The sequence below is a fragment of the Nocardiopsis coralliicola genome, from assembly GCF_054779695.1.
The window spans coordinates 359,639-383,973 of record NZ_BAAGXT010000001.1 but is presented as its reverse complement, the minus strand read 5'-3'; the positions used below and the strand labels follow the sequence as shown (position 1 = coordinate 383,973).

General features: G+C 72.5%; 19 protein-coding genes. 7 read left to right on the top strand and 12 right to left on the bottom strand.

Annotated features, from left to right (window positions below; genetic code table 11):
* Positions 1-592 precede the first annotated feature (592 nt).
* Entirely contained in the window at positions 593-1,483 is an 891-nt protein-coding gene (locus ACYVGT_RS01555; RefSeq protein ID WP_460854515.1) for an alpha/beta hydrolase fold domain-containing protein, read from the bottom strand.
* 281 nt (positions 1,484-1,764) lie between these two features.
* Positions 1,765-3,291, bottom strand: coding sequence for an FAD-dependent oxidoreductase (locus tag ACYVGT_RS01550; protein WP_460854514.1), 1,527 nt, complete (start codon positions 3,289-3,291; stop codon positions 1,765-1,767).
* A 356-nt stretch (positions 3,292-3,647) separates the two neighbouring features.
* On the opposite strand from ACYVGT_RS01550, the gene ACYVGT_RS01545 reads away from it, so the two are divergent.
* The 4 genes from ACYVGT_RS01545 to ACYVGT_RS01530 are packed head-to-tail and all read left to right on the top strand — an operon-like array spanning position 3,648 to position 6,514.
* A complete protein-coding gene (locus ACYVGT_RS01545; RefSeq protein ID WP_460854513.1) occupies positions 3,648-4,310 on the top strand; it encodes a HemK2/MTQ2 family protein methyltransferase in 663 nt (220 codons plus the stop codon).
* Positions 4,303-4,518: a CDGSH iron-sulfur domain-containing protein gene (locus ACYVGT_RS01540; RefSeq protein ID WP_460854512.1), complete on the top strand. Its 216-nt coding sequence runs from the start codon at positions 4,303-4,305 to the stop codon at positions 4,516-4,518. The genes ACYVGT_RS01545 and ACYVGT_RS01540 overlap by 8 nt, the downstream gene beginning before the upstream one ends.
* The gene (locus ACYVGT_RS01535; RefSeq protein WP_460854511.1) at positions 4,515-5,516 is read left to right on the top strand and encodes an iron-containing redox enzyme family protein; all 1,002 of its coding nucleotides are present in this window, start codon (positions 4,515-4,517) and stop codon (positions 5,514-5,516) included. The genes ACYVGT_RS01540 and ACYVGT_RS01535 overlap by 4 nt, the downstream gene beginning before the upstream one ends.
* Complete coding sequence (locus ACYVGT_RS01530; protein WP_460854510.1) at positions 5,513-6,514, top strand: L-histidine N(alpha)-methyltransferase; 1,002 nt, start codon at positions 5,513-5,515, stop codon at positions 6,512-6,514. The genes ACYVGT_RS01535 and ACYVGT_RS01530 overlap by 4 nt, the downstream gene beginning before the upstream one ends.
* A 535-nt stretch (positions 6,515-7,049) precedes the next feature.
* Here ACYVGT_RS01530 and ACYVGT_RS01525 read toward each other — a convergent pair.
* From ACYVGT_RS01525 to ACYVGT_RS01515, 3 genes are all read right to left on the bottom strand, one after another.
* On the bottom strand, positions 7,050-7,508 hold the full coding sequence (locus ACYVGT_RS01525; protein ID WP_460854509.1) for a hypothetical protein: 459 nt from the start codon (positions 7,506-7,508) through the stop codon (positions 7,050-7,052).
* 6 nt (positions 7,509-7,514) lie between these two features.
* Positions 7,515-9,893, bottom strand: a complete 2,379-nt coding sequence (locus ACYVGT_RS01520) for a molybdopterin oxidoreductase family protein (RefSeq protein ID WP_460854508.1) — start codon at positions 9,891-9,893, stop codon at positions 7,515-7,517.
* 833 nt (positions 9,894-10,726) lie between these two features.
* Positions 10,727-11,278, bottom strand: a complete 552-nt coding sequence (locus ACYVGT_RS01515) for a TetR/AcrR family transcriptional regulator (protein WP_460854507.1) — start codon at positions 11,276-11,278, stop codon at positions 10,727-10,729.
* A gap of 76 nt (positions 11,279-11,354) precedes the next feature.
* Here ACYVGT_RS01515 and ACYVGT_RS01510 point away from each other — a divergent pair, with 76 nt between their 5' ends.
* Together ACYVGT_RS01510 and ACYVGT_RS01505 are read left to right on the top strand one after the other, a co-directional pair.
* Entirely contained in the window at positions 11,355-12,401 is a 1,047-nt protein-coding gene (locus ACYVGT_RS01510; protein WP_460854506.1) for a DUF2867 domain-containing protein, read from the top strand.
* A 1,048-nt stretch (positions 12,402-13,449) separates the two neighbouring features.
* Positions 13,450-14,868 carry an aldehyde dehydrogenase family protein gene (locus ACYVGT_RS01505; RefSeq protein ID WP_460854505.1) on the top strand — a complete coding sequence of 473 codons (1,419 nt, stop codon included), beginning with the start codon at positions 13,450-13,452 and terminating at the stop codon, positions 14,866-14,868.
* A 206-nt stretch (positions 14,869-15,074) separates the two neighbouring features.
* Here the strand turns inward: ACYVGT_RS01505 and ACYVGT_RS01500 are convergent, their stop codons facing one another.
* On the bottom strand, positions 15,075-15,914 hold the full coding sequence (locus tag ACYVGT_RS01500) for an SDR family oxidoreductase (RefSeq protein WP_460854504.1): 840 nt from the start codon (positions 15,912-15,914) through the stop codon (positions 15,075-15,077).
* Positions 15,915-16,074: 160 nt separating this feature from the next.
* Here ACYVGT_RS01500 and ACYVGT_RS01495 point away from each other — a divergent pair, with 160 nt between their 5' ends.
* Positions 16,075-16,971: a helix-turn-helix transcriptional regulator gene (locus ACYVGT_RS01495; protein ID WP_460854503.1), complete on the top strand. Its 897-nt coding sequence runs from the start codon at positions 16,075-16,077 to the stop codon at positions 16,969-16,971.
* Positions 16,972-17,421: 450 nt separating this feature from the next.
* Here the strand turns inward: ACYVGT_RS01495 and ACYVGT_RS01490 are convergent, their stop codons facing one another.
* The 6 genes from ACYVGT_RS01490 to ACYVGT_RS01465 form a co-directional block, all read right to left on the bottom strand.
* The gene (locus ACYVGT_RS01490) at positions 17,422-19,464 is read right to left on the bottom strand and encodes an ABC transporter ATP-binding protein (protein WP_460854502.1); all 2,043 of its coding nucleotides are present in this window, start codon (positions 19,462-19,464) and stop codon (positions 17,422-17,424) included.
* Positions 19,465-20,368: 904 nt separating this feature from the next.
* Complete coding sequence (locus tag ACYVGT_RS01485; RefSeq protein ID WP_460854501.1) at positions 20,369-21,226, bottom strand: aldo/keto reductase; 858 nt, start codon at positions 21,224-21,226, stop codon at positions 20,369-20,371.
* Entirely contained in the window at positions 21,214-21,657 is a 444-nt protein-coding gene (locus tag ACYVGT_RS01480; RefSeq protein WP_460854500.1) for a cupin domain-containing protein, read from the bottom strand. Before ACYVGT_RS01480 ends, ACYVGT_RS01485 begins: the two co-directional genes overlap by 13 nt.
* A 498-nt stretch (positions 21,658-22,155) precedes the next feature.
* Positions 22,156-22,788: a hypothetical protein gene (locus tag ACYVGT_RS01475; RefSeq protein ID WP_460854499.1), complete on the bottom strand. Its 633-nt coding sequence runs from the start codon at positions 22,786-22,788 to the stop codon at positions 22,156-22,158.
* A 47-nt stretch (positions 22,789-22,835) separates the two neighbouring features.
* Positions 22,836-23,843, bottom strand: a complete 1,008-nt coding sequence (locus ACYVGT_RS01470; RefSeq protein WP_460854498.1) for a sporulation-delaying protein SdpB family protein — start codon at positions 23,841-23,843, stop codon at positions 22,836-22,838.
* Positions 23,837-24,328 (bottom strand): SdpA family antimicrobial peptide system protein, encoded by a 492-nt coding sequence (locus ACYVGT_RS01465; protein WP_460854497.1) that lies wholly within the window; start codon positions 24,326-24,328, stop codon positions 23,837-23,839. The genes ACYVGT_RS01470 and ACYVGT_RS01465 overlap by 7 nt, the downstream gene beginning before the upstream one ends.
* Positions 24,329-24,335 lie beyond the last annotated feature (7 nt).

Genomic DNA, 24,335 nt, shown 5'->3' with positions numbered 1-24,335 from the left:
CGTTCCGGAGCCGGCCGCCGGGTCCGGCGACGTGCTGACCTAGGTCCTCAGGACCGGTATCTGCGGTACCGACCTGCACATCCGGGACCGGGACGGATGGGCGCGGCAGGCCGTGCCCTCGGACGATGGCAGAGAACTCCTCGGACGGCCGCAGGGAGAACAGCACGAGCACGTCGGCCGGCTTGCCGGCCCGGTACCGGTCGCAGGTGGCGCCACGGGCCTCCAGGACCCGGTCCAGACGCCGGAGGTCGCCGAATTCGGCGCGCAGCCCTTCGCAGTCCAGCCCCTCCAGGTCGCCTTAGCCGTCGAACTGGCTGACCACCCCCCTCGTGGAAGGGCACGCGCATGGTCCGGACCAGGACGGTGAACCGGTCGATCTCCCTCGCTCTCTGGGGCCGGGGCGACGCGCGTTGTCTCCTCTGACTATCGCGCCGCCCCTCCCCGTTGGCCGTGACTCGGCCGTGACTCGGCCGTGGTCGGCGTACCCACGTGTCCAGCGGTCCGGAGCTGGCGCCGGTTTCGTCGGAAACATGCGCGATCGGACGTTGCGACTCGACAACGAGCTGCACCATTTGCTCGCGGAAACCTGGTGTCATTCGATGCAGGCGATGATCTGGGCCCGGGCCCGGCGGCCCTCCGGGAGGGGGTAGAGCGGGTAGACGTGGATCTGGCCCTCTGCCTCGTGGAACTGGACGGGCACTCCGGCCGCCTCGGCGAGGCCGCGGAACCGATGGGCGTCCGGACCGAGGATGTCGCGGGTCCCGATGAAGACGGTCGCGGGCGGAAGCCCGGCCAGGTCTCCGTTGATCGGGCTGGCGAGCGGATCGGCCGGGTCGAGGGCACCCGCCCACAGCCGTCCTGCCAGACGCAGCCCGGCCCGCGACAACTCCGGGTCGAGCGGCTCCACAGCGGGGATGCCCGGGTTGTCCATAGTGACGTCGAGCCACGGCGCGATCAGGACCAGCCGGCTCGGCTGGTGCCCGCCCTCGGAGCGCAGGCGCTGCGCCGCCGCGACCGCCAGCCCGCCGCCCGCCGAGTCGCCCATGAGGACGGTCGCTCCCGCATCGCGGTCCACCAACTCGCGCACCAGCGCCGCGACCTCCGGCACCACCTGCGCCGCGCTCCCCTCGGGCACCAGGGGGTAGACGGGCATCGCCACGCGGGCTCCCCGCGTGTGGACCAGTGTCTCGGCGAGCCGCCAGTGCATGCCCGACACCTGGTCGACGTAGGCGCCTCCGTGCAGGAAGACCACGTTCGCCTGGTGCGGGCGCGAGCGCGGCCGCACCTCGTAGCACGGCCACCCGTGGCGAAAGTCGATGCTGACCGCGCAGGTGCGGTCCAACCGGCGCGGAGGGCCGTGCGGATCGGGCCGGACCCGGGCCGCCTCGACCTTGCGGCGCACGACCACCGGGTCGCGGTACTCGATCCTGCGGCCGACCACACTCGCCGCCGCCCGCCACACCCGGCTCTGGATACTCGGCACCCCGCGCCTCCCGTCTGGACACGCCTCTCCGACTCCGGCACCGCTGCGTCAGGCCATGGCACCCGGAAGGACGCGGAGGTGCGGCGCCGTGCCGCGCCGGCGCAGGCCGGGGCCGCCGAAGGGTTCCGGTCGGCCGCGCCTGGCCAGGGCCGCTGATCGCCCCTGATCTCCTCGTCCCCGTGGCCCGAGTGGCCAAACCGCACGCTGAGCCCACACGAGAGTTCACGGTGAGCGGCGCGGCCCGCCCGGCTCTGCGCCGCCGGCCTGCAGCCGGGCTCCGCTCAGTCGTCGAGATCGACCCGCGGCAGGGGGCGGACCGCCGGGCCCTGGACCACGCTCCCGTCGATGGAGAAGCGTGAGCCGTGGCAGGGGCACTCCCATGTGTGCTCGGCGTCGTTGAAATGCACCACGCACCCCAGGTGCGTGCACCGGGCCGAGAGCGCGTGGACTTCCCCCTGCTCGTCGCGGTACGCCGCGCAGTGCCGCGCACCCCGGCGGAGGACCGCCCCGGTCCCCTCGGCGATGTCGTCCAGCGATTCGGCGCTGGCGGGGCGAAGGCGGTCGACGGCAAGGTGCCGGGCGTTCCTGCCCTGGAGTGCCGCCGCTGCCGGCAGTTCGCGCAGCGACGGCATCCGGCTGGGGGTGTAGAGCCGGGACCACGGGAGGCCCTGATCCGTCAGGAGGGCGGCGAGCAGCCGTCCGGCCATGACTCCGCCGCTCATCCCCCAGCCGCCGAACCCTGCCGCCACGTGGACGTGCTCCGTGCCCGGATGCAGCGGCCCGACGAGGGGCAGCCGGTCGGTCGGATGGTTGTCCTGGGCCGCCCATCGATGGGTGATGAGCGCCTCGGGGAAGCACGTCCGGACCCACTCGCCGAGGCGCTGGAAGCGGCGCCTGACGTCGCCCTCGCCGGGAGTGAAGCTCTCCCCGGTGATGACGAGCAGGCGCTGTCCGTCGCCGAAGGGTGCGCTGCGCACCGACCTGACGTTCTGCTCCTGGGTGATGTGCATGCCCGGAGGTGCCGCCCTGGTGGGGACGAGGGCGCCGTAGACGAGTTCGCGCCGCGGCTCGAGGCGCGCGAAGAGCAGTCCGCGGTCGAAGAGCGGATAGTGCGTGGCCACGACGATCTTCCTGGCCGTGACGGTGGCCCCGTTCTCGGTGCTGAGGCGGCTCGGCCACCCCTCGTGCAGGCCGGTGACGCGCGTCTGCTCATAGACCCGCCCGCCGCGGGCGCACACGTCGTCGAGGAGCCCGAGGAGGAAGTGCCGGGGGTGGAACTGCGCCTGGCCGCCGAGCCGCACAGCGCCGGCGATGGCGAACGGGAGTCCGCTATCGGTCTCGAACGACGCCGCCAGGCCCGCGTCGCGGGCCGCTTCGACCTCGTCGCGGATCCGGTCCAGCTCCTCCTCGGACTCCGCGTAGCTGAAGGAGTCGGCGGTCTCCAGTCCGCACGCGATCCCGAGTTCGGCCGCCGCCTCGCGCACCCGGTCGACGGCGTCCAGTTGGGAACGGGCGTAGAGCCGGGCCGCGGCCTCGCCACGGGTGTCCCGCAATCGGGAGTAGCTCAGCCCTTGCAGGGCGGAGACCTTCGCCGAAGTATGGCCCGTCACGCCGGCCGCCACACGCCCGGCTTCCACGAGGACAACGTCGAGCCCCTCGCGCGCCAGCTCCCAGGCGGCGCAGATCCCGGCGATGCCCGCGCCGATGACCGCCACATCGGCCGTAGTCGGCGCGGTGAGGGGCGGGTGGGGCTCAGACGGCGCGCTGCTCATCCAATAGGACTCGGCCGTCCCCTGAAGTTCGATCATGGGAAGGCCGCTGCCCGCACTGCGGACGGTTGAACCGCTCTGACCGGCGCTGACCTCACTCCGCCGCCCACCCGCATCCGGGACGGGGACACAGACATGGGCCGCGGCCCTGGCGCGTCATTCCCAGCGCCAGCGGGTTCGGCGCGCAGCCCTCGCAGCAGCGCGGCGCGGGCGAACCGGGGGCGCGGGTAGGGCAGCGGGCGCGGAACGCTGGTCCGGCCGCCGATTGAGGTGATATCGACGACGGCCTCCCCGGCTGCAGTGTCCGGGCCGCGGCCCATCACCGCCGCCCGCTCGGGCACCGGTAGAGGTCAGCGGCTCGGTTGGGCGGTTCAGAGGCGGGGTAGTGGGGGCCCATGATGCTAGTGAGGCCGCCGGGCGTCTATCCCGCCCAGGAGGACACCGCACTGCTCCGCGGCGTACTGCGCCAGCTCGGGCGCCGCGGCTCCCTCTCCGGCCGCTCAGTGCTGGACGTCGGTTCGGGCACCGGGGCGCTGGGCATCGAGGCCTCCCGTGCCGGCGCCGCCCGCCTCACTTCAGTCGACCTGTCGCGGCGCTCCGTACTGGCGAGCTGGCTCAACAGCCGGCTGTACGGGGTCCGGGCAACGGTCCTGCGCGGTGACCTGTTCGCTCCGGTAGCCCCGCATCGCTTCGACCTCGTCCTGGCCAACCCGCCCTACCTGCCCGCGCACAGTCTGCTCCCGCCTCGCTACCGGATTGCGCGGTGCTGGGATGCGGGACCTGACGGGCGCCTTCTGCTGGATCGCCTCTGCGCGGAGGTGCCCTCGGTGCTCACCACCGGCGGCACGCTCCTGCTCGTTCAATCCGCGCTCGCTGACGAACAGGCCACGGTGAACCGCCTCAAGGCCGCGGGGCTGGCGCCTGAAGTACGCGCACGGGCCCTGGTTCCGTTCGGTCCGGTGCTGCAGGCACGTGCTCGGGCGCTGCGCGCCCGCGGGCTGCTTGCGGCCGACCAGCTCCGGGAGGAGCTCGTGGTGATCGAGGCGACCTATGACTGACGGCCGCCGCAGGATCATCGTCACCGGCGAGGGCCCGATCCTCGTCTACGGGCCGGTCGACGTGGAGATGCCCGACGGGAGGCGCGTGCACAGCGACCGGCCGGTCACCGCGCTGTGCGCCTGCGGCCGCACTGCACGGCGCCCGTTCTGCGACACCAGCCACCGCCGGCGCGCGCGCAGTACGCCGAGGACGGAGAGCGAGCCATGACCGCACCACTGCCGGCGACTCCGCTGCTTCCCTCTGCCCGCGGCCCGCTCTCCGCCGCGGCCCTCTCGTTGCTGCGGGGGGACCGGCCGGCGGCCCCCGCCCCGGACGGGTTCCCGCCCTATGGCGAGGACCTCCAGTTGGCGCTCTACTGCTGTTACGAGCTGCACTACCGGGGTTTCCAGGGCGTTGACGACGACCGCGAATGGGATCCGGCGCTGCTGGCGTTCCGCGCCGGATTGGAGATGGCCTTCCTCAGCGCGCTACGCGCAGACGTGGCGCCCGGCGCCGACGCCGAGGGCGAGCTCGCCGGGCTCCTCGTGGAGCACGTCGACGCTTCCGGTGCCACCCACTACCTGCGCCGGCACGGCGAACTCTGGCAGCTGCGCGAGTATGTCGCCCACCGCTCGCTCTACCACTTGAAGGAAGCCGACCCGCAGACCTTCGCCATCCCGCGCCTGGACGGTCCGCCGAAGGCCGCTCTGGTGACGGTGCAGCACGACGAGTACGGCGCCGGGGATCCGGAGCGGGCGCACGCAAAGCTCTTCGCCGACATGATGGCCGGCCTCGGGCTGTCGGGGGCCTACGGCGCCTATCTCGACTCCGCACCGGCGGAGATGCTCGCCGAGGTCAACTTCATGTCGCTGTGCGGGCTGCGCCGCGCGTTGCGCGGGGCACTGGTCGGCCAGTTCGCCACGGTCGAACTCACCTCCTCCCCGGGGTCAGACCGCCTGGTCAAGGCAATGGAGAGGCTGGGCTGCGGGCCGGCCGCCATCCGCTTCTACGCCGAACACGTCGAGGCCGACGCGGTGCACGAGCAGCTCGTCCGGCGCGGGGTCATCGCCCCGCTGCTGAGCGCCGAGCCCGAGCTCGCGCCGGACGTCGTGTTCGGAATCCGCAGCAGCATGTTCCTGGGTGCCCGCCTGGAGGACCGGCTCCTGCACCATTGGGAACTCGGCGAGTCGAGCTTCCGCGACGGTGCGGAGGCGGTCGCGCCGTGAAACAGCCTGGACCAGCGGCCCGGGTCAGCGTCCACCCCGTTGCCGACACGGACGGCGCAGCGCCGGAGGATGCCGTCGTGCGCGAGGGCCTCCGCCAGCGGCCGCCTCGGCTGCCGCCCTGGCTCGGCTACGACGCGGCCGGCTCCGCGCTGTTCGAACAGATCACCGAACTGCCCACGTACTACCTGACCCGAGTGGAACGGGACCTGCTGGCACGGCACTCCGCAGAGATCGCCGAGCTGCTCTCCTGCGGGCGGATCGCGGAACTGGGAAGCGGGAGCGCGAAGAAGACGCGCCTGCTGCTGGAAGCCTGCGTGCGGCAGCGCGCGACCACCTACGTTCCGATCGACGTGGATCGGACCATGCTGCTCTCCAGCGGAACCGCGCTGTGCTCGGAGCTTGACCACCTGGAGGTCACCGGCCTGTGGGGGCGCTACGAGGCCGCACTCGAGTGGCTCCGTGTCCGCCGCGACGGTCCGCTCGCGGTCGCCTTCCTCGGCAGCAGCTTCGGCAACGCCACCCGCGAGGAACGCGGCCGGTTGCTCGGCGCGATCGCGCGCAGCCTCACTCCGGGCGACAGCTTCCTGCTCTCCGCCGATCTGGACAAGAGCCGCGAAACCTTGGAGACCTGCTACAACGATCCTCCCGGGCACTCCGCATTCGCCGGCTTCCGGCTCAACTACCTGACCCAGCTCAACCGCCGCTACGGCGCCGGCTTCGTGCTCGGCGACTTCGTCCCGGAGGCGTTCTACAACGCGGAAACCTCCACCGTGGAAGGTGTCCTTCGCGCCCGAGCCGACCGGACCGTGCCAATCCCCGGGCTCGGGCTCACACTTGCCCTAGCGCGCGGCCGCTCCCTCAATGTCGGCTACTCGGCCAAGTTCGACGCACCGCAGCTCATCCGCGACGTGGGAGAGCACGGTTTCCGGCTGCGAGAGCAGTGGCGGGACTCCGAGTCACGGTACGGGCTCTTCCTCTTTTGGATGCAGGCGGCCTGAACGCGCCCAACCCACCGCCGGACTGCCGGCGGTGGCGCTACGCGCCTCGCTGGGGCCGCAGCCGCTGGCCCTGGGGGCACCCGGTGTCCGTGCTGGTGCCCGGCTCCTACATCGGGGGGCTCACGCTCATCCGGGATCGGGGAGCGCATCCGATGTGGCGCGCAGTCCGCACGCGGGGGGGGGGGACGCGGCCGACTGCCCCGGGGCACCAAGACGGCGGCGGCTCAGCGGCGGACGCCGAGGAAGGCGGGAGAGTGGGCAGCCCCGACATCTCCGGCGGCGGGACGCGGCTCCGGTTCGCTGCGGGCGCAGTTCATCGCGGCCGGTGCCGCGGTGGCCGCCGGCGGATGGATCACCGCCGAGGCCGCCGGGGTGATCGCGGCTCGGCCGGGCCCAGCGCAGGCATTGTCGGAGCCGTGCTCAGGGGGCTGGTCAACGCATCGCCGGAGACCGTGGCTGCGATCGCCGCGGAGCGACGCCCCTGGCAGTGCCGGCGGCCATCGGAGGCGGCAGCTTGGCGGTGCTCAACCTCGCCCTAGGTGGCGACGAGCAGCGTCTGGGCGGCGTCGGCCTTCATCTTCGTGGTGAGCCAGGCGCACTGCGCCGAGGTCTCGTCCATACCGCGGGCGGAGACGTCGATCAGCTCCTCGTCTCGGGCCCCCTGGGCGGCCTGCTGGATGAGCTGCCCGGCGGATTCGATGAGCGTGGCAAGCTGATGCAGGTCGGCCAGGTCGCGCAGGAGTCCGATCGGACCGGTACGCGGAGGACCGGGGCAGGCCGGGTGCATGCGGTCGGGGGTGGCTTCGGCGCGGTCCGCGTACCGGTCCAGTGCTGGCCCCAGGGCCCCCACGTGCGCGTCGCATTCGCGGGCGAAGGCCATGCAGGCGAACGCGACGTCGGTCTCCGCGGTGTGGACCTCCCCGACCTTCCGGTAGGCCCGGGCGAGAGCCTCCTCTGCGTGGGTGAGCATGTCCAGATAGGTGTGCAGGTACATGGCCCCTCACTCCCCCTTGCGGTGCTGGGTCCGTGCGGCGGCCGCGGGCGCCGAGGCGGTTCCGGTGGGCGCCGGCGCCGGGCCGTCACCGGGGCGCAGCCGCCGCACGGAGACGGCGGCGACCTTCAGCTCCGGCTGCTTGGAGACCGGGTCCCAGGCGAAGATGGTCAGCTCGTTGGCGGCGGTGCTGGTGCTGCTGCCGTAGTGCCAGGGGGCGAACACCACGCCCTCCCTGATGTGGGAGATGCGCGCGGGGGCCTCGATGGATCCCCGCCGCGAGGTCACCTGGACCACGTCGCCCTCGCTGACGTCCAGGGACCGGGCATCGTGCTCGGACAGCTCCACCCACATGTCCGGTGCGGCCCCCTGGAGTTCCGGTGCGCGCTTGGTCTTGGTCCGCGTGTGCCAGTGGTAGGCGGTGCGTCCGGTCGTCAGCCGCAGCGGGTACTGCTCGTCGGGGGTCTCAAAGGCCGGCTCGTAGGGTGCGGTCTTGAGCAGGGCGCGGCCGTCCGGGCGCTCGGCCAGGAAGCGGGTCGCGCCGGTCGGCGCCCCGGTTGCGACATTGTGGCCGTAGCTTTCGCACGCCTGGACCGTCGTGGGGAACCGGCCGTCGGTGTAGAGCCGCTCGGTTCCGTCCGGTGCTTCGGCGGTGACCGGCCACTGGATTCCGCCCCGCTCGTGCAGCATCCCGTAGGTCAGCGCCGAGTAGTCGCACTGGCGTCCGGCGCTGCAGCGCTTCCAGGCCTCGAACGCCTCCTCCGGCGTGTCCCACGGAGGCAGCGGGTTGCCGTCCCGGTCGCTCAGGCCCAGCCGTCGGGCGTAGTCGATCCACACCTCGAGGTCTCCCCTGGCCTGGCCCGGCGGGTCGACGGCCTTCTCTTGGAGGTGCACGGTGCGGTCGACGTTGGTGAAGGTGCCCGTCTTCTCCGCCCACAGGGCTGACGGCAGGACCACGTCGGCCAGTTCGGCGGTTTCGGTGAGGTACCCGTCGGAGACGACCACGAAGCACTGGTCCCCGGCGAGCACCTCCCGGATCCGCGGCAGGTTCGGCATGGACACCGCCGGATTGGTGCCGGCGATCCACAGGAATCCGATCGATCCCTGCTCGGCGTAGCGGAACATCGCGTTGGAATTCGTGGGCGGGCTCCAGTGCGGAATGACCAGAGGATCGACGTTCCACAACTCCGCCAGCTCCTGGACGTGGTGCGGGTTGCTCCAGTTGCGGAACCCCGGCAGCGCAGGCCCGCATCCGGTCTCCCGGTTGTTCTCGGCCGACGGCTGGCCGTTCATCTGCAGGACTCCGGCCCCGGGGCGGCCCAGCATCCCGCGGAGCAGATGGAGGTTGTTCACCTGGCATGAGGAGGCGGTCGCCTGGTGGGACTGGTAGAAGCCCATCGAACAGGTCGAGACCACGGAGTCGCTGGTCGCGAAGATCTCGGCGGCCGCGCGGATGTCGGCGGCCGGCACCCCGCACACGTCGGCGGCCCATTCGGGCGTCGCCTCCGCGGTCAGGCGGTCGAGTTCGCCGAAGCCGATCGTGTGCGCGCCGACGTAGTCGTGGTCGACCGCGTCCCGCGCGATCAGCTCGTGGACCAGGGCGTTCATCAGGGCCAGGTTGGTGCCGTTGCGGATCGGCAGATGCACGGTGGCGCGCTCGGCGACCCTGGTGCGGCGCGGGTCCACGCACACCAGCCGGGGCGGATCGGGTCCGTCGAGGCGGTCCATCATCCTCGCCCACAGCACGGTCTGGGTCTCGGCGACGTTGTGGCCGAAGAGGAACAGCGCATCGCAGTGGTCGATGTCGGTGTAGGAGCCGGGCTGCCCGTCGCAGCCGAAGGACTCCTGGAACGCCGCTGACGCGGTCGCCGTGCACAGGCGGGTGTTGCCGTCCATGTGCGGGGTGCCGATGCCGGCCTTTCCGATCACCGCGAGGGTGTAGAACTCCTCGTTCAGCAGCTGCCCGGACGTGAAGAAGCCGTGCGAGAGCGGGCCCTTCGTCTCCAGCAGCGATGCGGAGTGCTCGACGACGGCCGCCATCGCGGTCTCCCAGTCGGTTTCTACGAGCTGCCCGCCGCGGCGGATCAGCGGCGCCGTGAGTCGCTCGCGCTGCTGCCCCTGCCAGCCGTAGAGCCCCTTCGGTCCCAGCCGCCCGTGGTTGATCCGGTCCTCGGCGCGGCCGCGGATTCCGACGATGCGTCCGTCTGCGACGGCCACCTCGACTCCGCAGCCGTTCGAGCACAGCAGACACGCACCCCGCACCCAGCGGTCGACCCGGGATTCGTCCACCCCGTCGACCAGGTGGGTGTCCACGCGCGCCGGCCACTCCTCGCCGGCGCCGAACGGAGTCCGCTCGCCCCAGATGTCGCTGATCCGTCCATCAGCCATGTTTCGCCTCCCAAGTTGCACTTCCCGAGCAGTGGGGCCGCGGGGAGGGGCGCGGCTTGCTTGTTGCAGCGGTGGCGGCCACTTCGGCGGAGTCCTCCGCGGACGCGGCCTCGCGCACCGGGAGTTTTCGTGGTCAGCGGACCGGCCGCGGCCGCCCGCACCAGGCGCACGTCCATCTCCGGCATGTACCCGGTACCGCCGCGCGGCAGTCCCAGGCGGTTGCACCGGTGCGGTGCAGGCACCGGCGGGATCCGGCCCTGCTCGGACCTGCTTGGCAGGTGAGATGCGCGAGGCCGGTCGTGCAGATTCCGCGTTCTCGGATTCGGGGGCGTCCGGAGCGGCGCCGACGGCGCCCTAGGACTGCCAGCTTCCAGTTCGGCTCCATGACTACGCACGGGCCGGGGTCCGCTCACATCACCTGCCTCAGTCCCCGCACGGCCTTGGCGGCACGGCACCCGGTTGCGATCCCTGGACGGCATCGCCGCACGGGACCCGAGCGCGACGGAGGCGGCGCCCTCGGAGCTGATCCCGCCCTTCGCCGACCGGGACGCTTCACCGGGCACCGGGATCGCCGCGGGCAGCCCGACCAGGCGCGCGACTCCGGCGACGGCGCGGCCGCGGTTGCCGTCGGTCGCGGCTATCAGCCGCTAGGGCGGCCTCTCCCGCGAGCCGAGTGCACAGCTCGTCGCGGGTAAGCCCGGACCGCCTACCGGTGGCCATCCCGCTGACACGGGCACATCGCCGGGCTCCGGTGGCGGCTCTCAGGGGCGCACCGCCCGGTACCGCGGCACGCCGACGACCTGGCCTGCTGCCGGGCAGCATCGACAGGCACGTCAGCGCAGAAGGTCGCGCATCACGAGGGCGACCACGTCGTCGTGCGAGCGGCCGGGGTGACCGAACGACATGAAGTAGCTCGCCAGCCGGACCGATACAGCGACCGCGGTGCGCTCGTCGGCGTCCTCCGGAGTGCAGAACTCGCCGAAGAGTGCTCGCAGGTACCCGGTGCGGCGCTCGTCTACGCGGGCGACTACTTCAGCGGCGCGCGGCTCACGGCGCGACCACTCCCGGATGGCGACCTCGGTGGCCAGCCGTGTGGTGGCCGCTCCACCGTCGGTGACCATCTGCATGAGCCGCCGCAGCCGGTCGCGCGGGGCGCTTTCCGCCTCCACCACCGCGATGACGTTGTCGGTCACGTCCGTCTCCCAGGCCGACAGCATGGCTTCCAGCAGGTGGTCACGGCCCGTGAAGTACCCGTAGAAGCCGCCCTTGGTGACACCGAGTCGGGCGGCGAGCAGCTCGACACGGACGGCGTCTGGCCCGCCGGCCGCGAGTGCCTCCAAGCCCTGCTCAACCCAGGCGGAAGGTGGTGTACGTGCCCGTGCCATGGCTCACAGCCTATCTGTACGCCACCGTATAACTTCGCTATCATGCCAAATATACGGTCGCGTATATATGGGGTGGATGACCATGTCCAGGATCGATCCTTCGGTGTTCCGTCGTCAGCCGTGGCGTATCCACGGCCTCACGCCCGACTTCGAGGTCGAGGACGTCTGGCGGATCGCGGCTCCGGGGGCCGGGCCGCAGGACTTCCCGCAGATCCGCGCCACGATCGAGGATGCGGGCGCTCCCGCCGCGCTCGGACGCCTGGCAGGCCTCCTCCTCGCGGTGCACCGGCGGGCGGGAGCGAGGATGGGCTGGGACCACGCCGCGAGCGGACCCGACGGGCGGGTCCGGTCCTTGCGCCGCAGGCTTCCGAGCGACCTGGAGCCGGCGGTGGCCACCGGGCGCAGCCTCCTGGCGCCGGTCTACGCGACCGATCGCGAAGCGGCCGCGGAGGTCGCCGACGCCACCGTGCACGGTGTCCTGCATCTGGGGTGGACCGATACCGGGGAGGACGGGCCCGGTCTCATCGTGACGGTGCTCGCCCGACCGCACGGCCGCATCGGCAGGGTGTACCTGCGGGCTATCGCGCCGCTTCGCCGCCTGATCATGTGGCCGCGGCTCACCGCAGCATGGGAGCAGGCGTGGCGTGACCGTGAGCCGGTATCCGGCTCGCTCGGCTACGGCTCAGTCGACCCGGGATCACTGTCCCTGGTGGATCTCGAGCCCGACTACGTCGACGAGTTCGTGCTCACCACCACCACTCCCGGCAATGCCCGCGAATGGGCGGCCGACATGTTCGAGACGGCCATCGACAGGACCAGCCGCACGCTGATCTTCGAGACCCTCCTGCGGATGCGCATCGCACCGGACGGAACGTCCGGGACAGTCGCCGGCTGGGACGTGGCATCCGAGACCGACACCCATCTGCTCATGGCCGCCGCGGGACCGCTGGTGGAGTGCCGGCTGCTCGTTCGGCGCGGGCCCGACCGGGTCCACCTGATGACGGCGATGCGCTACCGGAGGCGACTGGGCCGACTCGTCTGGACCGCGCTCGCCCCGCGGCACCGCGGCCTCGCACCATGGCTGGTGCGGCAAGCCGCGTCGACCCTCCGCGCCGGCCGCTGACACCGGTCTCCGCTGAGGTGGCGGTGCGGCGCGATCCCGGCGAGCGTCCGCGCGCAGCCCCTCACGGGCGCGCACCGGTGGCGAGTTTCCGGGAGGACAGGGGAGGCGCGGAGGCGATCACCACCCAGTGCCAGTAGAGGCACGAGCAGACACCCCGCACTCCGCGAGCGGCGAGCGGAGGGGACGGCCAGCGCCGTGAGTACCCGGCGCGACGCCCGCGGCGAAGACTGCTCCACGCATCTCGGCCGGGAGAGGAGGAGACAGCAGGCTGACGATTGAGCCGGCTCCCGGGGTACAGCCGGTGCGGGTCCCACCCGGACGGCCGCCGGCCGCGCCCGCCTGCTCGCGGCGATCCTGAACTACCCGCCGCGCGGCGGAGGAGCAGGTCCCGTGGCCGCGCGGTGAGCGCCGGCACCTACCCCAGCAGCAGCACCAGGGCGACGACGGCGACCGCGCAGATCGCGAAGACCGTGAAGCAGCCGCAGGCCAGGATCCCGCCCAGGGGGCCCGACTGGACTCCCCCGCGCTGCCGCCCGCCCGGCCGGCCCGGCGGGCGGCGGTGAACCGTTCCGGAAGGACCGCTCGATCCCCTGGGACCGCTCCTTCGGGCGGCTCCGGGGGCACGCCCGCGGCCTCGGCCCGCTCCGGACTTCCTGTTGCTCGGGCCACCGGCCCTGCGCTTCGCCACGGTGTACTCCTGCTTCCGGTGATGCGGTCCAGGCCCTCCGACGGAGTGCCGGCCCCGGCCGGTTCCCGGCATCCGGCGATGCACCGATCGGTGCGCTGCTGAGCCGGACCAAGCGGCAGCGCCGCTGGTGAAGGGCTCCCTCAGGCACCCGGTCCTGCCCAGCCGCCGGGCGATAGCGGCAGTGGTCGTGCTCCAGCCGGGAAGCCGAGGGGGGAATGGCTTTCCCAGGCAGGGGAGGCCCAGGAGATTCCTTCTCTGGATGACCGCCCGGCCCGGTTCCAGGATGGGGGTCGGCCAGGGATCGGAGCGCCGGAACGTCCGCGGCGCGGCCCTGGCCCATTCCGACGAAAGCTGCCCATCATGCGCGAGCACAGAGAGCTGTACATCGACGGAGCCTGGCGTGCCCCGCTCCACCCATCGGTTCTGGAACTGCGCGATCCGGCGACGGGGGAAGCCACCGGCCGAGTGTCACTCGGCGGCGAGGCCGACGTCGATGCCGCCGTCACCGCTGCGGAGCGCGCGTTCGCGTCCTACTCCCAGACCACACCGCAGGAGCGGATCGCGCTGCTGGAGCGGGTGCTGGCGGAGTTCGACAACCGGGCCGAGGACCTGGCCCAGGCGGTCACCGAGGAGCTGGGGGCGCCCCTGAACCTGGTGCGCGGAGCGCACCTGCCCACCGGCCGGGTGCAGATCTCCACCGCCATCGAAGTGCTCACGGACTTCGCGTTCACACAAACACGCGGGAAGACCCGGGTTCGCAAGGAGGCTCTCGGGGTCGCAGGGCTGATCACCCCCTGGAACTTCCCGGTCCTCCAGCCTGTCGGCAAGACCGTCTCGGCGCTGGCCGCCGGGTGCACGGTGGTCCTCAAACCTGCCGAGCTGACCCCGTACTCCGCGGTCATCCTGGCGGAGATCATGCACGCGGCCGGCGTTCCGGCCGGGGTGTTCAACCTCGTCAACGGCCGCGGGCCCGTCGCCGGCGCGGCCTTGAGCGCGCATCCGGGGGTCGGGACCGTCTCGTTCACCGGCTCCCTCGCCACCGCCACCCGGGTCTCCACCGCAGCGGCGCCCACCGCCAAGCGCGTCACCACCGAGCTGGGCGGAAAGTCCCCGCACATCCTGCTGCCGGACGCCGATCTCCCGATGGCAGTGGAAACCGCCAAGACGTGGCTGCTGGCCATGACAGGCCAGCTGTGCAGCGCGCCGAGCCGGACGCTGGTGCCGCGGGACCGCGTCGAAGAGTTCCTGTCCGTCCTGGTCCCCGAGGTCGAGGAGCTGCGCCTGGGCGATCCGCGTGCTGAGGACACCTTCATGGGGCCGCTGGTCTCCGCCGGGCAGTGGGACACCGTCCAGGGCTACATCCGCCGGGGCCTGGAGGAGGGCGCCCGCTTGGTGACCGGAGGGCTCGGCAAGCCCGCCGGGCTCGAAGCGGGCCACTTCGCCAAACCGACCGTGTTCAGCGGCGTCAGCAACGCCATGGCCATTGCGCGGGAGGAGATCTTCGGCCCGGTGATGTCGGTGATCGCCTACGACACCGTTGAGGAGGCGGTCGCGATCGCCAACGACACCCCCTACGGCCTCGCCGCATACGTCACCAGCCGCGACCTGGAGGCCGCCACCGCTGTCGCGGAACGCATCCGGGCCGGCTACGTGCTGATCAACGACACCGAGTTCGACTGGACCGCCCCCTGGGGCGGCTACAAGCAGTCCGGGAACGGGCGCGAGTTCGGGGCCGCCGGCCTGGCCGAGTACCTGGAGACCAAGGTCATCCGCAGTTGAGCGCCGCTCCGCCGGTCTCCGGGGCCGGGGCCCGCCGCCCCCGAGGGGCGGGCCCCGGCCCCGGCCTCGGACGGGCGCCACCGCCCCGTCGCTGGGAACGCCCGCCGGCGGCCCCAGCACATGAGGACCGCCGGCCGGCCTGCCGCGTCTGCGGGCTCATGGCAGCTGCGCGCACGCGGCCGTCCGGTCCTGGAGAGGCATCCCGGTCACCCGTTGCCGCCGTGTCCGGTGGCTGCCGCATCCTCGCGCAGGGGCGCGGTCTCGCGGTCGATCCGCTCGGTCACCGCGGCTCGGCGATCCAGCGCGTCCTGCCCGACCAGCAGGTGGGAGGGCAGGGTCTCGCCGGTGGCGACCCGGTAGATGAACGCGGCTGCCTTGACCGGGTCGCCGGGCTGGGTATGGTTGGCCTCGCCGGCCCAGTCCAGCGTGGCGTGCGCGGGGGTGCCGTCGTAGTCGGCAAGGCGCCGTTCTGCCAGCTGCACGGACGAGGCGTCGAGGAGGTCGGTGCGGAATACGCCCGGCTCGACGACCATGCTCTGGATCCCGAAAGGCGCCAACTCTGCGGCAAGGGCCTCACTGATCCCGGCGACGGCGAACTTGGACGCGGAGTACATGCTCACGCCCGGCTCCCCCTCGAACCCGGAACGGGACCCGATGTGCACGAGCGTGCCCTTCCCGGCCCTGCGCATGACCGGAAGGACTTCGCGGGTGGTGTTGATCAGCCCGAAGACGTTCACATCGAACAGCGACCGGGCCTCCTCGTCGGTGATTTCCTCCAGGGCGCCGAGCAGGGCGCGCCCAGCGTTGTTCACGAGGACGTCGATGGTGCCGAACCGGTCGACCGCCTCGGCCACGGCCGCGCTGATGCGGGACTGGTCGGTGACGTCAACCGCCACCGGCAGCGCCCTGGGGTGCGTGCGGACGTCGTCGGGCAGGCGCTCCGGCGTGCGCGCGGCCACGGCGACCTGCTCACCGCCGGCGAGGGCAGCGCGCGCGATCTCCAAGCCGAAGCCGCGGGCGGCTCCGGTAACCATCCAGACAGACATAGCGGTTCCTAGCGTGAGGATCGGGGTCATGGCTCCGCGGTTGCGCGGCCCTGTCATGCTCGATGCCGCCCCGGCGGAGGTGAAGGCCCGAAGCTTCCAGGGACAAGCCGGGCCCCCTTCGCGCCTTCACCAGGACCGCGCATCCAGGGAAAATGAATCCATGAGCGATGACTTCGAGCCTTCGCTGGCCGACTACCTGCGTGCCGCGCGCACGCGGCTCACACCCGAACGCGCCGGCATCGCCGCCGCCGCGCGGCGCAAGGTCGACGGTCTGCGGCGCGAAGAACTCGCGATGCTCGCCGGGGTGAGCGTCGACTACTACACCCGCCTCGAACAGGGGCGCAGCAAGAGCGCCTCCCAGTCGGTGCTCGATGCGCTCGCCGACGCGCTCCAGCTCGATGACACCGAGCGGGCCCACCTGCACACCATCGCCCGGCCCACGCCGTCCCGGCGGCGGCGCGCCAGCAGGCCCCAGCAGCTCCACGGGCCGACGCGGTCGCTGCTGGACACCTTCGATGCGGCCCGCCGGCCGGCCTTCGTCCTCGGCAGGCGCCTTGACGTCCTCGGGCAGAACCGGCTCGCCGCCCTCCTCATCGCCGATTTCGCTGCCATGCCCGCAGGGGAGCGCAACCAGGCCCGGTTCGTCTTCCTCGACCCCCACGCCCGCGAGCTGTACCGGGACTGGGACGAGGTCGCCGCTGACACGGCGGCCATGCTCCGCGTGGACGCGGGCAACTACCCCGACGACCCTCTGCTGGGCCGCCTCATCGGCGAGTTGTCGATCCACAGCAGCGAGTTCCGGCGGCTCTGGGCACGCAACCGCGTGCACCGGCGCACCACCGGCACCAAGGACTACCGCCATCCGCTCGCCGGCGACCTCACCGTCAGCTACCAGGCGCTCGTACTCGGCGCCGATGCCGACCAAACGCTCCTCGTCTACGACACCGAGCCCGGTTCACCCTCGGCGCACGCCCTCCAGCTGCTGGCAGAGCGGGCCGGCGACCACACGGCAGGCTCCATCAGCCGGGACAGCGCACGAAGTGTGCCGGGCCGGTAGCGCTCCCTCCTGCTTGCGAGCGGGTGAGCGAGCGGGTGAGCGCGCGGCTGAGCATGGCCATCCCGGGCGGCGGGACAACGCCGCGCAGCTCCTTGGCGGCACACGCCTGTTCAGAGCCCCTCCCTGCCGCCCTTGACCAGCAGGTTCATCCGGGTTGGCAGGCTTGGGCGCAAACGGCCGGCCTCGCCGGCCGGGTCAGTCGCCGGCGGGGTCCGGCAGGAGCTGGGCCGCGCGGGTGCGTGCCATGGAAGTGAGGGTGGCCGTATCCATCCCGGTCCGGCTCATGGACACGATCCGTGCTGTGCACAGCCAGGAGGGCCCGCGCCAGCTCGACCGGGCCTGCTCCGGCCGGCACGCGGCCCTCGTGTCGGGTGCGGACGGCGCAGTCGCCGGTCAGGGGACGGCGCGGGTGCCCGAAGCGCCCGTCTCCGGCATCGGTCCCGGCAGTCGTCACGTGTCTGCCGCGCTCTGCTCCTCGCGATGCGGCGCCGGAGCGAGGGGCGGTGCGGTGGGGGGTGCGGTGGGGGGTGCGGTGGGGGGTGCGGTGGGGGGTGCGGTGGGGGGTGCGGTGTAGGCGGCTGCCTGGATGCCGTACAGCTCGGCATAGAGCCCGCCGGCGCCGATGAGCTCGGCGTGGGTGCCTTGTTCGGCCACGCGGCCGCGTTCGAGCACGATGATGCGGTCGGCCATGCGCACCGAAGCCAGCCGGTGGGTGATGAGCAGAACGGTGCGGCCGCGCGAGGCCTCCCGCAGGGTCGCAAACACCAGCGCCTCAGCGCGGGCGTCCAGGGCAGCGGTGGGCTCGTCGGCGATCAGGAGGTCGCCATCGCGGTACAGGCCGCGGGCGGCGGCGATGCGCTGGCGCTGGCCCTGGGAAAGGTCCGCGCCGTTGGCGAAGCGCTTGTCGAGCAGGGTGTCCAAGCCCGCGGGCAGCTGGGCGATGACCTCATCAGCCCCCGACAGCTCCAGGGCGCGCTGGAGCCGGTCGGCGTCGGGTTCGCCTTCGGGGTCCATGGTGATGTTGTCACGCGCGGAGAAAGGCCACTGGGTGTAGTGCTGGGCGATCAGGGCGATGCGGGCGCGCAGCGCGGCCGGGTCGATGGCGGCCACGTCGGTGCCGTTCCAGCAGATCCGCCCCGACTGCGGGGTGTACAACCCGGCGATCAGGCGCGAGAGGGTGGACTTGCCCGAGCCGTTCTCTCCCACCAGCGCGACGATCTCGCCGCGCTGCACGCTCAGGCTGACGCCGTCCAGTGCAGGCCGGGCCTCGCCGGGGTAGGCGAAGGTGACGTCGTCGATCTCCAACCGCTGGAGTTCCTTCGGGGCATCGGCCGTGGGCGGGGGCGGCAGGCGCTTCGCGGCGGCGGTGAAGACCTCTTCGATGTCGGCGACGTAGAGGCCGGACTCGTAGGTGTCGGTGACGGCGGTGATGAGCTGGCTCAGCGCGGTGCGCGCCTGCTGCAGGGCGATGTAGGCGGCCCCGGCTACCGCCAGCGGCATGGCGCCCAGCGCCAGCAGCGCTCCGAGGGTGATCAGGGTCAGGCCTGCTGTGAGCCCGCTGGCGGCGTCGCCTGCGGTACGCACGGCCGTCTGGCGGCCTGCGACGATGAGCAGTTCGGTGCGCACGTAGTCCAGCAGGCGGCCGTAGCGCGCCAGAAGGCCCTGTTCCATGGTGTAGGAGCGCAGTTCCGCCGCTGAGGCCCGTTCGGCCAGGTACTCGGCGAGGATGGACTGGCGCCGGCGCAGGGTGCTGAGCTCGCGGATGCGCCGGTAGCGCATCTGCGCTGAGCGCGCTCCGGCCCAGGCGATCGGCACCACGCTCAGCAGCAGCAGCGGCAGGAGGAGCGGGTGCAGCACGGTCACCACACCGGCGATGGCGATGAGGCCGATGGCGTAGGACACGACGTCGACACCGAACCGCAGCAGATAGCCGGCCTCGTTGAGGCCGCGGTCGCGAGCGCGGTAGATGGCATCGGAGAACGCGGACTCGTCGTAGGACTCCAGGCGGACCTGCGAGGTGAGTGCGAACAGGCGCTGTTCGATGACCGCGCGCACCAGCGGCTCCAGGCGGGCTTGGAACCAGGCGCCGGCGTTGCGCAGGCCGCCGCGCGCGATGGTGGCCGCGGCGATCAGCGCCAGCAGGGGTGCGGCAGCACGGACCCGCTCGGGGGTGGGGCCCGCCGCCAACAGCTCCTGCAGGATGCCGGCGACGCCGCTGAGCACCACGGCAGTGAGTAGACCCGTGGCGGCGTTGCAGGCCACCATCGCCACGGTGTCGCGCCGGCTGGCCTGCCACGACCAGCGCAGCACCATCGCGATCAGGCGGGGCAGCTGGCCGGCCAGGCGGAGCAGCCCGGCCTTCTCCAGATGGGCGTGCCAGGGCATGTTCACCGATGCGGCGAGCTCGGGCAGCGCATCCTCCGGCACCGGCGGGCGGTCTTCGGGTGTGTCCGGCGCGGGGGTGCGCGGGTGGGTGATGCGTCGTCTGGGCACAGGCTCTCCGTTCCCTCGCGGCCTCTCGCGCACGAGAGCCAGCGGTGTCCGAGTGTGGCCGCCCGCCTACACGGTGGGCTCGACCCTGGGCTGGGTGCGAAACACCGGCGGTTGGGGAAGGGGCCGCCGGTGTTGCGGACGGCCCGTTCCCCGTTCTCCGGCATTCGCAGATCCCTCCCGGCAGACCCGCGGTGCCGTCGCCCCCCGGCGGAGAACAGGCAGCGGACCGGACCGATGCGCGGGGCGTGCCCCGTGGCCGCGGCAGCCGGATCGCTGCGCTGCGGGACGGTCGCTGCTGCGAAAAGCGGTCTCCTCGCCGTCTGCTGCGGGCGCTCCCGGTTGCGGCAGCGGTCCGGACGCGCGCGGACCGGCAGGACGGCCAGGTTGGGCCGCTGCGCCGCAGAAGGGCAGTCCGCGGGCGTCCCCAGCGGGCGCATGGCGCCCCAACGCTGCGGCTGTCCGAGGTTCACGCGTGGACGCCTGACCAGGCGGCGCGCCCGTGTGCGACGCGAGCGGCGGCGCCGTGCGCCGTGCCGCCGGCTTCGGGCCATCCGCTGCGGGCATCAGCGGCGAAGGGCGACGGCGCGGTTGACGCGGGGGCCGATGAGCTGCCCCGCGCGCGGGGACACCGGCACGCAGCTGTCACCGCCGGTTCCTGAACAGGCCCCACCTGCGCGCCGGCGGCTGAGAAAGGGAAGCCGCAGTCCGGGCGGTGGTGGGCCGGGCCCCCTGCTCCGGCCGCACCGGAACCGCCCGCATCCGCCGCGGACCGGCCGTGGCGAAGGCACCGAGATCACCGCAGGGGCGAACCGGTCTCTTCAGACAGCCCGCGCACCGCCCCCTGGACCCGGCGGCGGATCTGCGCGGTTGCCGGTCCGCGGGGCGGTGCGCCGCGGACCGGTTCTCACCTGCCGCTGTAGACGGGGAACCTGCTGTGTTCGCCGTAGTCCTGGGCCTTCATGCTCTGCAGCACGGCCATGTCGTCATCGGAGATGGCGAAGTCGACCTGGGCGTTGGAGCGCATGTGCTCCGGGTTGGCCGTCTTGGGCAGCGACACGGTGCCCAGCTGCAGGGTGTAGCGGATGCACAGCTGCGGGACGGTCACGCCGTAGGCGTCGGCAATCGACCGCACGTCGGCGTTCTTCAGCATTTCCCCGTGGGCGATCGGCGAGTAGGCCTCGACCAGGATGTCCTGGGCCGCGCAGTAGGCGATGAGCTCGGACGGGGTGTTGCCGACGTGGGCGAGCAGCTGGTTGACGTGCGGGGCCTCGGTGGCGCCGGCCAGGATGTTCTCGAGGTCGTGCTGGAGGAAGTTGGAGACGCCGATGGAGCGGAGCTTTCCCGCCCGGTAGGCGTCCTCCAGGGCGCGCCACGCCTCGCGGTTGCCCTCGGCGTAGTCGCCGCCGCGGAAGTCGTCCCAGGGCTGGGGGCTGTGGATCAGCATCAGGTCGATGTAGTCCAGGCCCATCGCTGCCAGCGATCCGTCGATCGCGGCCGCCGCGCCGTCGTAGTCCTTGATTTCGGCGGCCAGCTTGCTGGAGGCGAACAGCTCCGCCCGCGGGACGCTGCTGGTGCGCAGGCCCTCGCCGACGCCGCGCTCGTTGCCGTAGGCCTGGGCGGTGTCGATGTTGCGGTAGCCGAGCGCGGCGGCGTCGCGCACGGCTTGGGCGGCCCTGTCGTCGTCGATGAACCAGGTGCCCAGCCCCAGCTTGGGGATGGCCGCGCCGTTGGACAGGGTGTAGGTGTCGTTCAGGATCGCCATGTGTTGCCCCCGTTGTCGTGCAGCTCGCCGTACACCTCGTCGGTGACCGGCTCGAGCCATTCGTTGCGGACGCCTTCGCCCGGGGTGATGAACGCGATGTGGGAGAACCACGAGTCGGCTTTCGCCCCGTGCCAGTGCTTCGTCCCCGCAGGGACGCGGACCGCGGAACCCGGCTCCATGCTCACGGGCTCCTCCCCCTCGGCCTGGTACCAGCCGCTGCCCGCGGTGCACAGCAGGACCTGGTCTCCGCCGCCTGCGGTCCCGTGGTGGATGTGCCAGTTGTTGCGGCAGCCCGGCTCGAAGGAGACGTTGCTGACCGGGACGCTGCCGTCGGCGAGCGGAGCCAGGTAGCTCTGCCCGGTGAAGTACTGCGCGAAGGCGTCGTTGGGCTGTCCGAGCGGGAAGATCTGGTCGAATCCGCTGCAGGTCATGCCGGCTCCTTCGCTGTTCGCCGTCTGGTCGCTGCCGAGCGCCCGCCCTGCCGCTGTACTGGCCGGAGCGGCCGGCGAGCGGCTCGGCACCGCGCGGGGCGCCGGTGCACGTCCGGCCGCCTCAGACCGTGGCGGGGCCGGCCGGCCCCTCCCCGTCTTGCGTCGCCCCGCGCGCCCTCGCTGAAACGCGATCCGCGCCGCCCGTTCTCGCGAATGTGCTGCTCAGGGGCGGATCGGCATGGCTGCCACCGCGCAGCCGCGGGTGCGCGCGGCACTGGGGCCGGAGGGGTCCGGTACTCCGATCGCTGCAGCCGCCGGCGATGGCAGGGACCGCAGCAACCCGGCCGCCTGGCGGATCCGGCAGGCGGCCGGGTGCGCGGGGAAGGAGGGCGCCGCGGAGGGCGCCCTCCCCCGGCGTTCGGTCCTCATCGGCCGCACGTCCCGCTCATCCGTGCGGTGCGGCGGGACCGCCGGCGTGCGGCGACCGCTGCGGACCGGTCAGGCGGACAGGCGCTGGGTGACGTCGTCGACGAAGCGGTCCTGGTCGAGGGTCTGCTCGTCGGCGGCCGCGACCGCGACGTTGACCTGGGCCGCGACGTTGGCCGCGGCGACGAAGTTGGCTCCGGCGACGGCGTTGGCGCCGCCGGCCACGGTGATCGCCGCGGCTACCGCCACCACGACCACGATGAAGATGCACTCGGCCTCGGCGTTGCCCGAATCGACCTCGGCGGCGAGGTCGATGCCCTCTTCCTGCAGTGCCACCACCGCCTTGTCGCCGGCGGTGCTCAGCGCGTCGAGGACGCGCAGCTGGTCTCCGCTGGTGACCTCGGCGTGGAACGCGTCGAAGTAGCCGGGGTCGGTCTCCTCGATGTCGGCGACGGCAATGTCGCGGTAGTGCTGGGCGACTGCATCCGCCTCGGGGTCGGGCGACTGCGGGACGATACCCTCCAGGCCTTCCACTGCCGGCCCCTGGCCGAAGAAGATGGCCTGGTAGAGGTCGCTGCCGCTGTAGTCCTGCGGGTTCTGGACGGAAACGGGCGGCGCCTCTGCTTGGGCCGGCGCCGAGAGCGCCGGCAGGACCAGGAGCGCGGCGGAGGCGGCCACGATCCCCTTGTGTCTGATGGAGTGCACAGCGTGCTTCCTCTCTGTGAGAGCGAAGGGTGCGGGGCGCACCCGGTTCATCGGGGCTCCAGTTCGGTCGCGGTCGGCCCTCCCTTCTCGTCAGCGGTGCCGAAGGCTGCGGAAGCGGCGGTGGGCCGCGGACGGACTCGCGCAGCCAGGGCTGCGGTGCGCTCCGCGATGCCGAAATGCAGGTCGCTGGGGCGCAGGAACAGGATGAGCGCCCCCCACATGGCGAGCATGAAGCTGCCCAGGCCCATGAAGACGCCGATGCCCAGGTGGAAGGCGGCTCCGAGGAGCAGCAGTGCGGGGCGCACCGGGCGGCGGGCCACCAGCCCGAGGAAGAGCGCGAACTCGATCATGATCGGCCCCCAGGTCAGGGCCACCGCCCCGGGGGCGGTCTCGACCACCCGGCCCAGCCAGGGCGCGGCCCAGGCGGGAAGACCGAAGAGCGGATCGTGGAACCAGTAGTAGATCGAGGTTCCGTCCACCCACTCCTGCTCGGCCAGCTTTGCCACCGAGGCCTGCAGGTAGATGGACGCCACCTGGAGCCGCGCGACGAACAGCGCGGACCAGGCGGCCAGGACAGCGGCGAGCGCGGCGACCGGGGCGGTGCGTGCGACCGGGGCGGGCCGCTGCCAGTGCCAGCGGCGGCGGTCCAGCAGCGCCACGGGCAGGATGAGCAGCGCCAGGACGGCGTGGACCTGGTCTCCCCCGTCGGGCAGGGCGGCGGACGCCTGGAAGCTCCACGCCACCCACCAGTGCGGCAGGGCCGTCACCCGCGGACGCCATCCCGAGGCGACCACCACCAGCACGGCGATGGCGATCAGCCGCGCCCATGGCAGCTGGTCTGCCGGCACCAGGCAGAACAGGCTCGCCGCGCTCACCCCTGAGCAGTGCGGATAGTCCGGAGCCCCCAAGAGCGGGCGGAAGACGGAATCGGCGGAGGTGGCCAGAAAGGTTCCGAGCATGCTGAGCGCCAGCAGGGTGCGGGCGAGGCCGTAGACGTCGGTGAACGGCGATGTGCGCGACCACCGGTCGGCAAAGGAGTCGAGGGCGTTCAGCATGCGACGTCCAGGCGGACGATGCGGGCCGGCATCTCACCCTGACCCGAGGATTCGGCCCAGGCCCATGGCCAGGGTTCCTGGGCGACCAGGGCCAGCCGGCCGCACAGGCTGGGCTCCGGCTGGGCCCCCTCCACCGCGGTCGCCGCCTCCTCCTGTTCCAGACAGCGCCGGAGCGGGGTGGAATTGCACTCGGTCCAGGCGTCCTCTGGCACCTGGGCGCTGAGAATCGCTGCTTCGACCGGTTGGGCGCGCGAGGCCCGGTCAAGGCCGAAGGCGTTGCCGGGTTCTGCGTGCGGCGCCCGCATCGCCGACTCCCAGCTCTGCCCTTCCGGCTGCCAGGCGGTGAGTTTCTCCTCCCTCGGCGAGCGGGTGAAAAAGGCCCAGCCTTGCGGTGCGACGGCCTGCACCTGGGCCGTGAGCTCGTCCCCACCGGGCAGTTCGACCACGTTGTCGGGAAGCTGGGGCTCGACGACGACCAGGGCCACCGCCGCC

Excerpts from the sequence above, each read along its gene's own strand:
- ACYVGT_RS01470 (WP_460854498.1), bottom strand. The coding sequence starts at position 23,843 with ATGCTGAACGCCCTCGACTCCTTTGCCGACCGGTGGTCGCGCACATCG.
- ACYVGT_RS01540 (WP_460854512.1), top strand. The coding sequence starts at position 4,303 with ATGACTGACGGCCGCCGCAGGATCATCGTCACCGGCGAGGGCCCGATC.
- ACYVGT_RS01495 (WP_460854503.1), top strand. The coding sequence starts at position 16,075 with ATGAGCGATGACTTCGAGCCTTCGCTGGCCGACTACCTGCGTGCCGCG.
- ACYVGT_RS01515 (WP_460854507.1), bottom strand. The coding sequence starts at position 11,278 with ATGGCACGGGCACGTACACCACCTTCCGCCTGGGTTGAGCAGGGCTTG.
- ACYVGT_RS01485 (WP_460854501.1), bottom strand. The coding sequence starts at position 21,226 with ATGGCGATCCTGAACGACACCTACACCCTGTCCAACGGCGCGGCCATC.
- ACYVGT_RS01525 (WP_460854509.1), bottom strand. The coding sequence starts at position 7,508 with ATGTACCTGCACACCTATCTGGACATGCTCACCCACGCAGAGGAGGCT.
- ACYVGT_RS01500 (WP_460854504.1), bottom strand. The coding sequence starts at position 15,914 with ATGTCTGTCTGGATGGTTACCGGAGCCGCCCGCGGCTTCGGCTTGGAG.
- ACYVGT_RS01550 (WP_460854514.1), bottom strand. The coding sequence starts at position 3,291 with ATGATCGAACTTCAGGGGACGGCCGAGTCCTATTGGATGAGCAGCGCG.
- ACYVGT_RS01520 (WP_460854508.1), bottom strand. The coding sequence starts at position 9,893 with ATGGCTGATGGACGGATCAGCGACATCTGGGGCGAGCGGACTCCGTTC.
- ACYVGT_RS01510 (WP_460854506.1), top strand. The coding sequence starts at position 11,355 with ATGACCATGTCCAGGATCGATCCTTCGGTGTTCCGTCGTCAGCCGTGG.
- ACYVGT_RS01505 (WP_460854505.1), top strand. The coding sequence starts at position 13,450 with ATGCGCGAGCACAGAGAGCTGTACATCGACGGAGCCTGGCGTGCCCCG.
- ACYVGT_RS01535 (WP_460854511.1), top strand. The coding sequence starts at position 4,515 with ATGACCGCACCACTGCCGGCGACTCCGCTGCTTCCCTCTGCCCGCGGC.
- ACYVGT_RS01480 (WP_460854500.1), bottom strand. The coding sequence starts at position 21,657 with ATGACCTGCAGCGGATTCGACCAGATCTTCCCGCTCGGACAGCCCAAC.
- ACYVGT_RS01545 (WP_460854513.1), top strand. The coding sequence starts at position 3,648 with ATGATGCTAGTGAGGCCGCCGGGCGTCTATCCCGCCCAGGAGGACACC.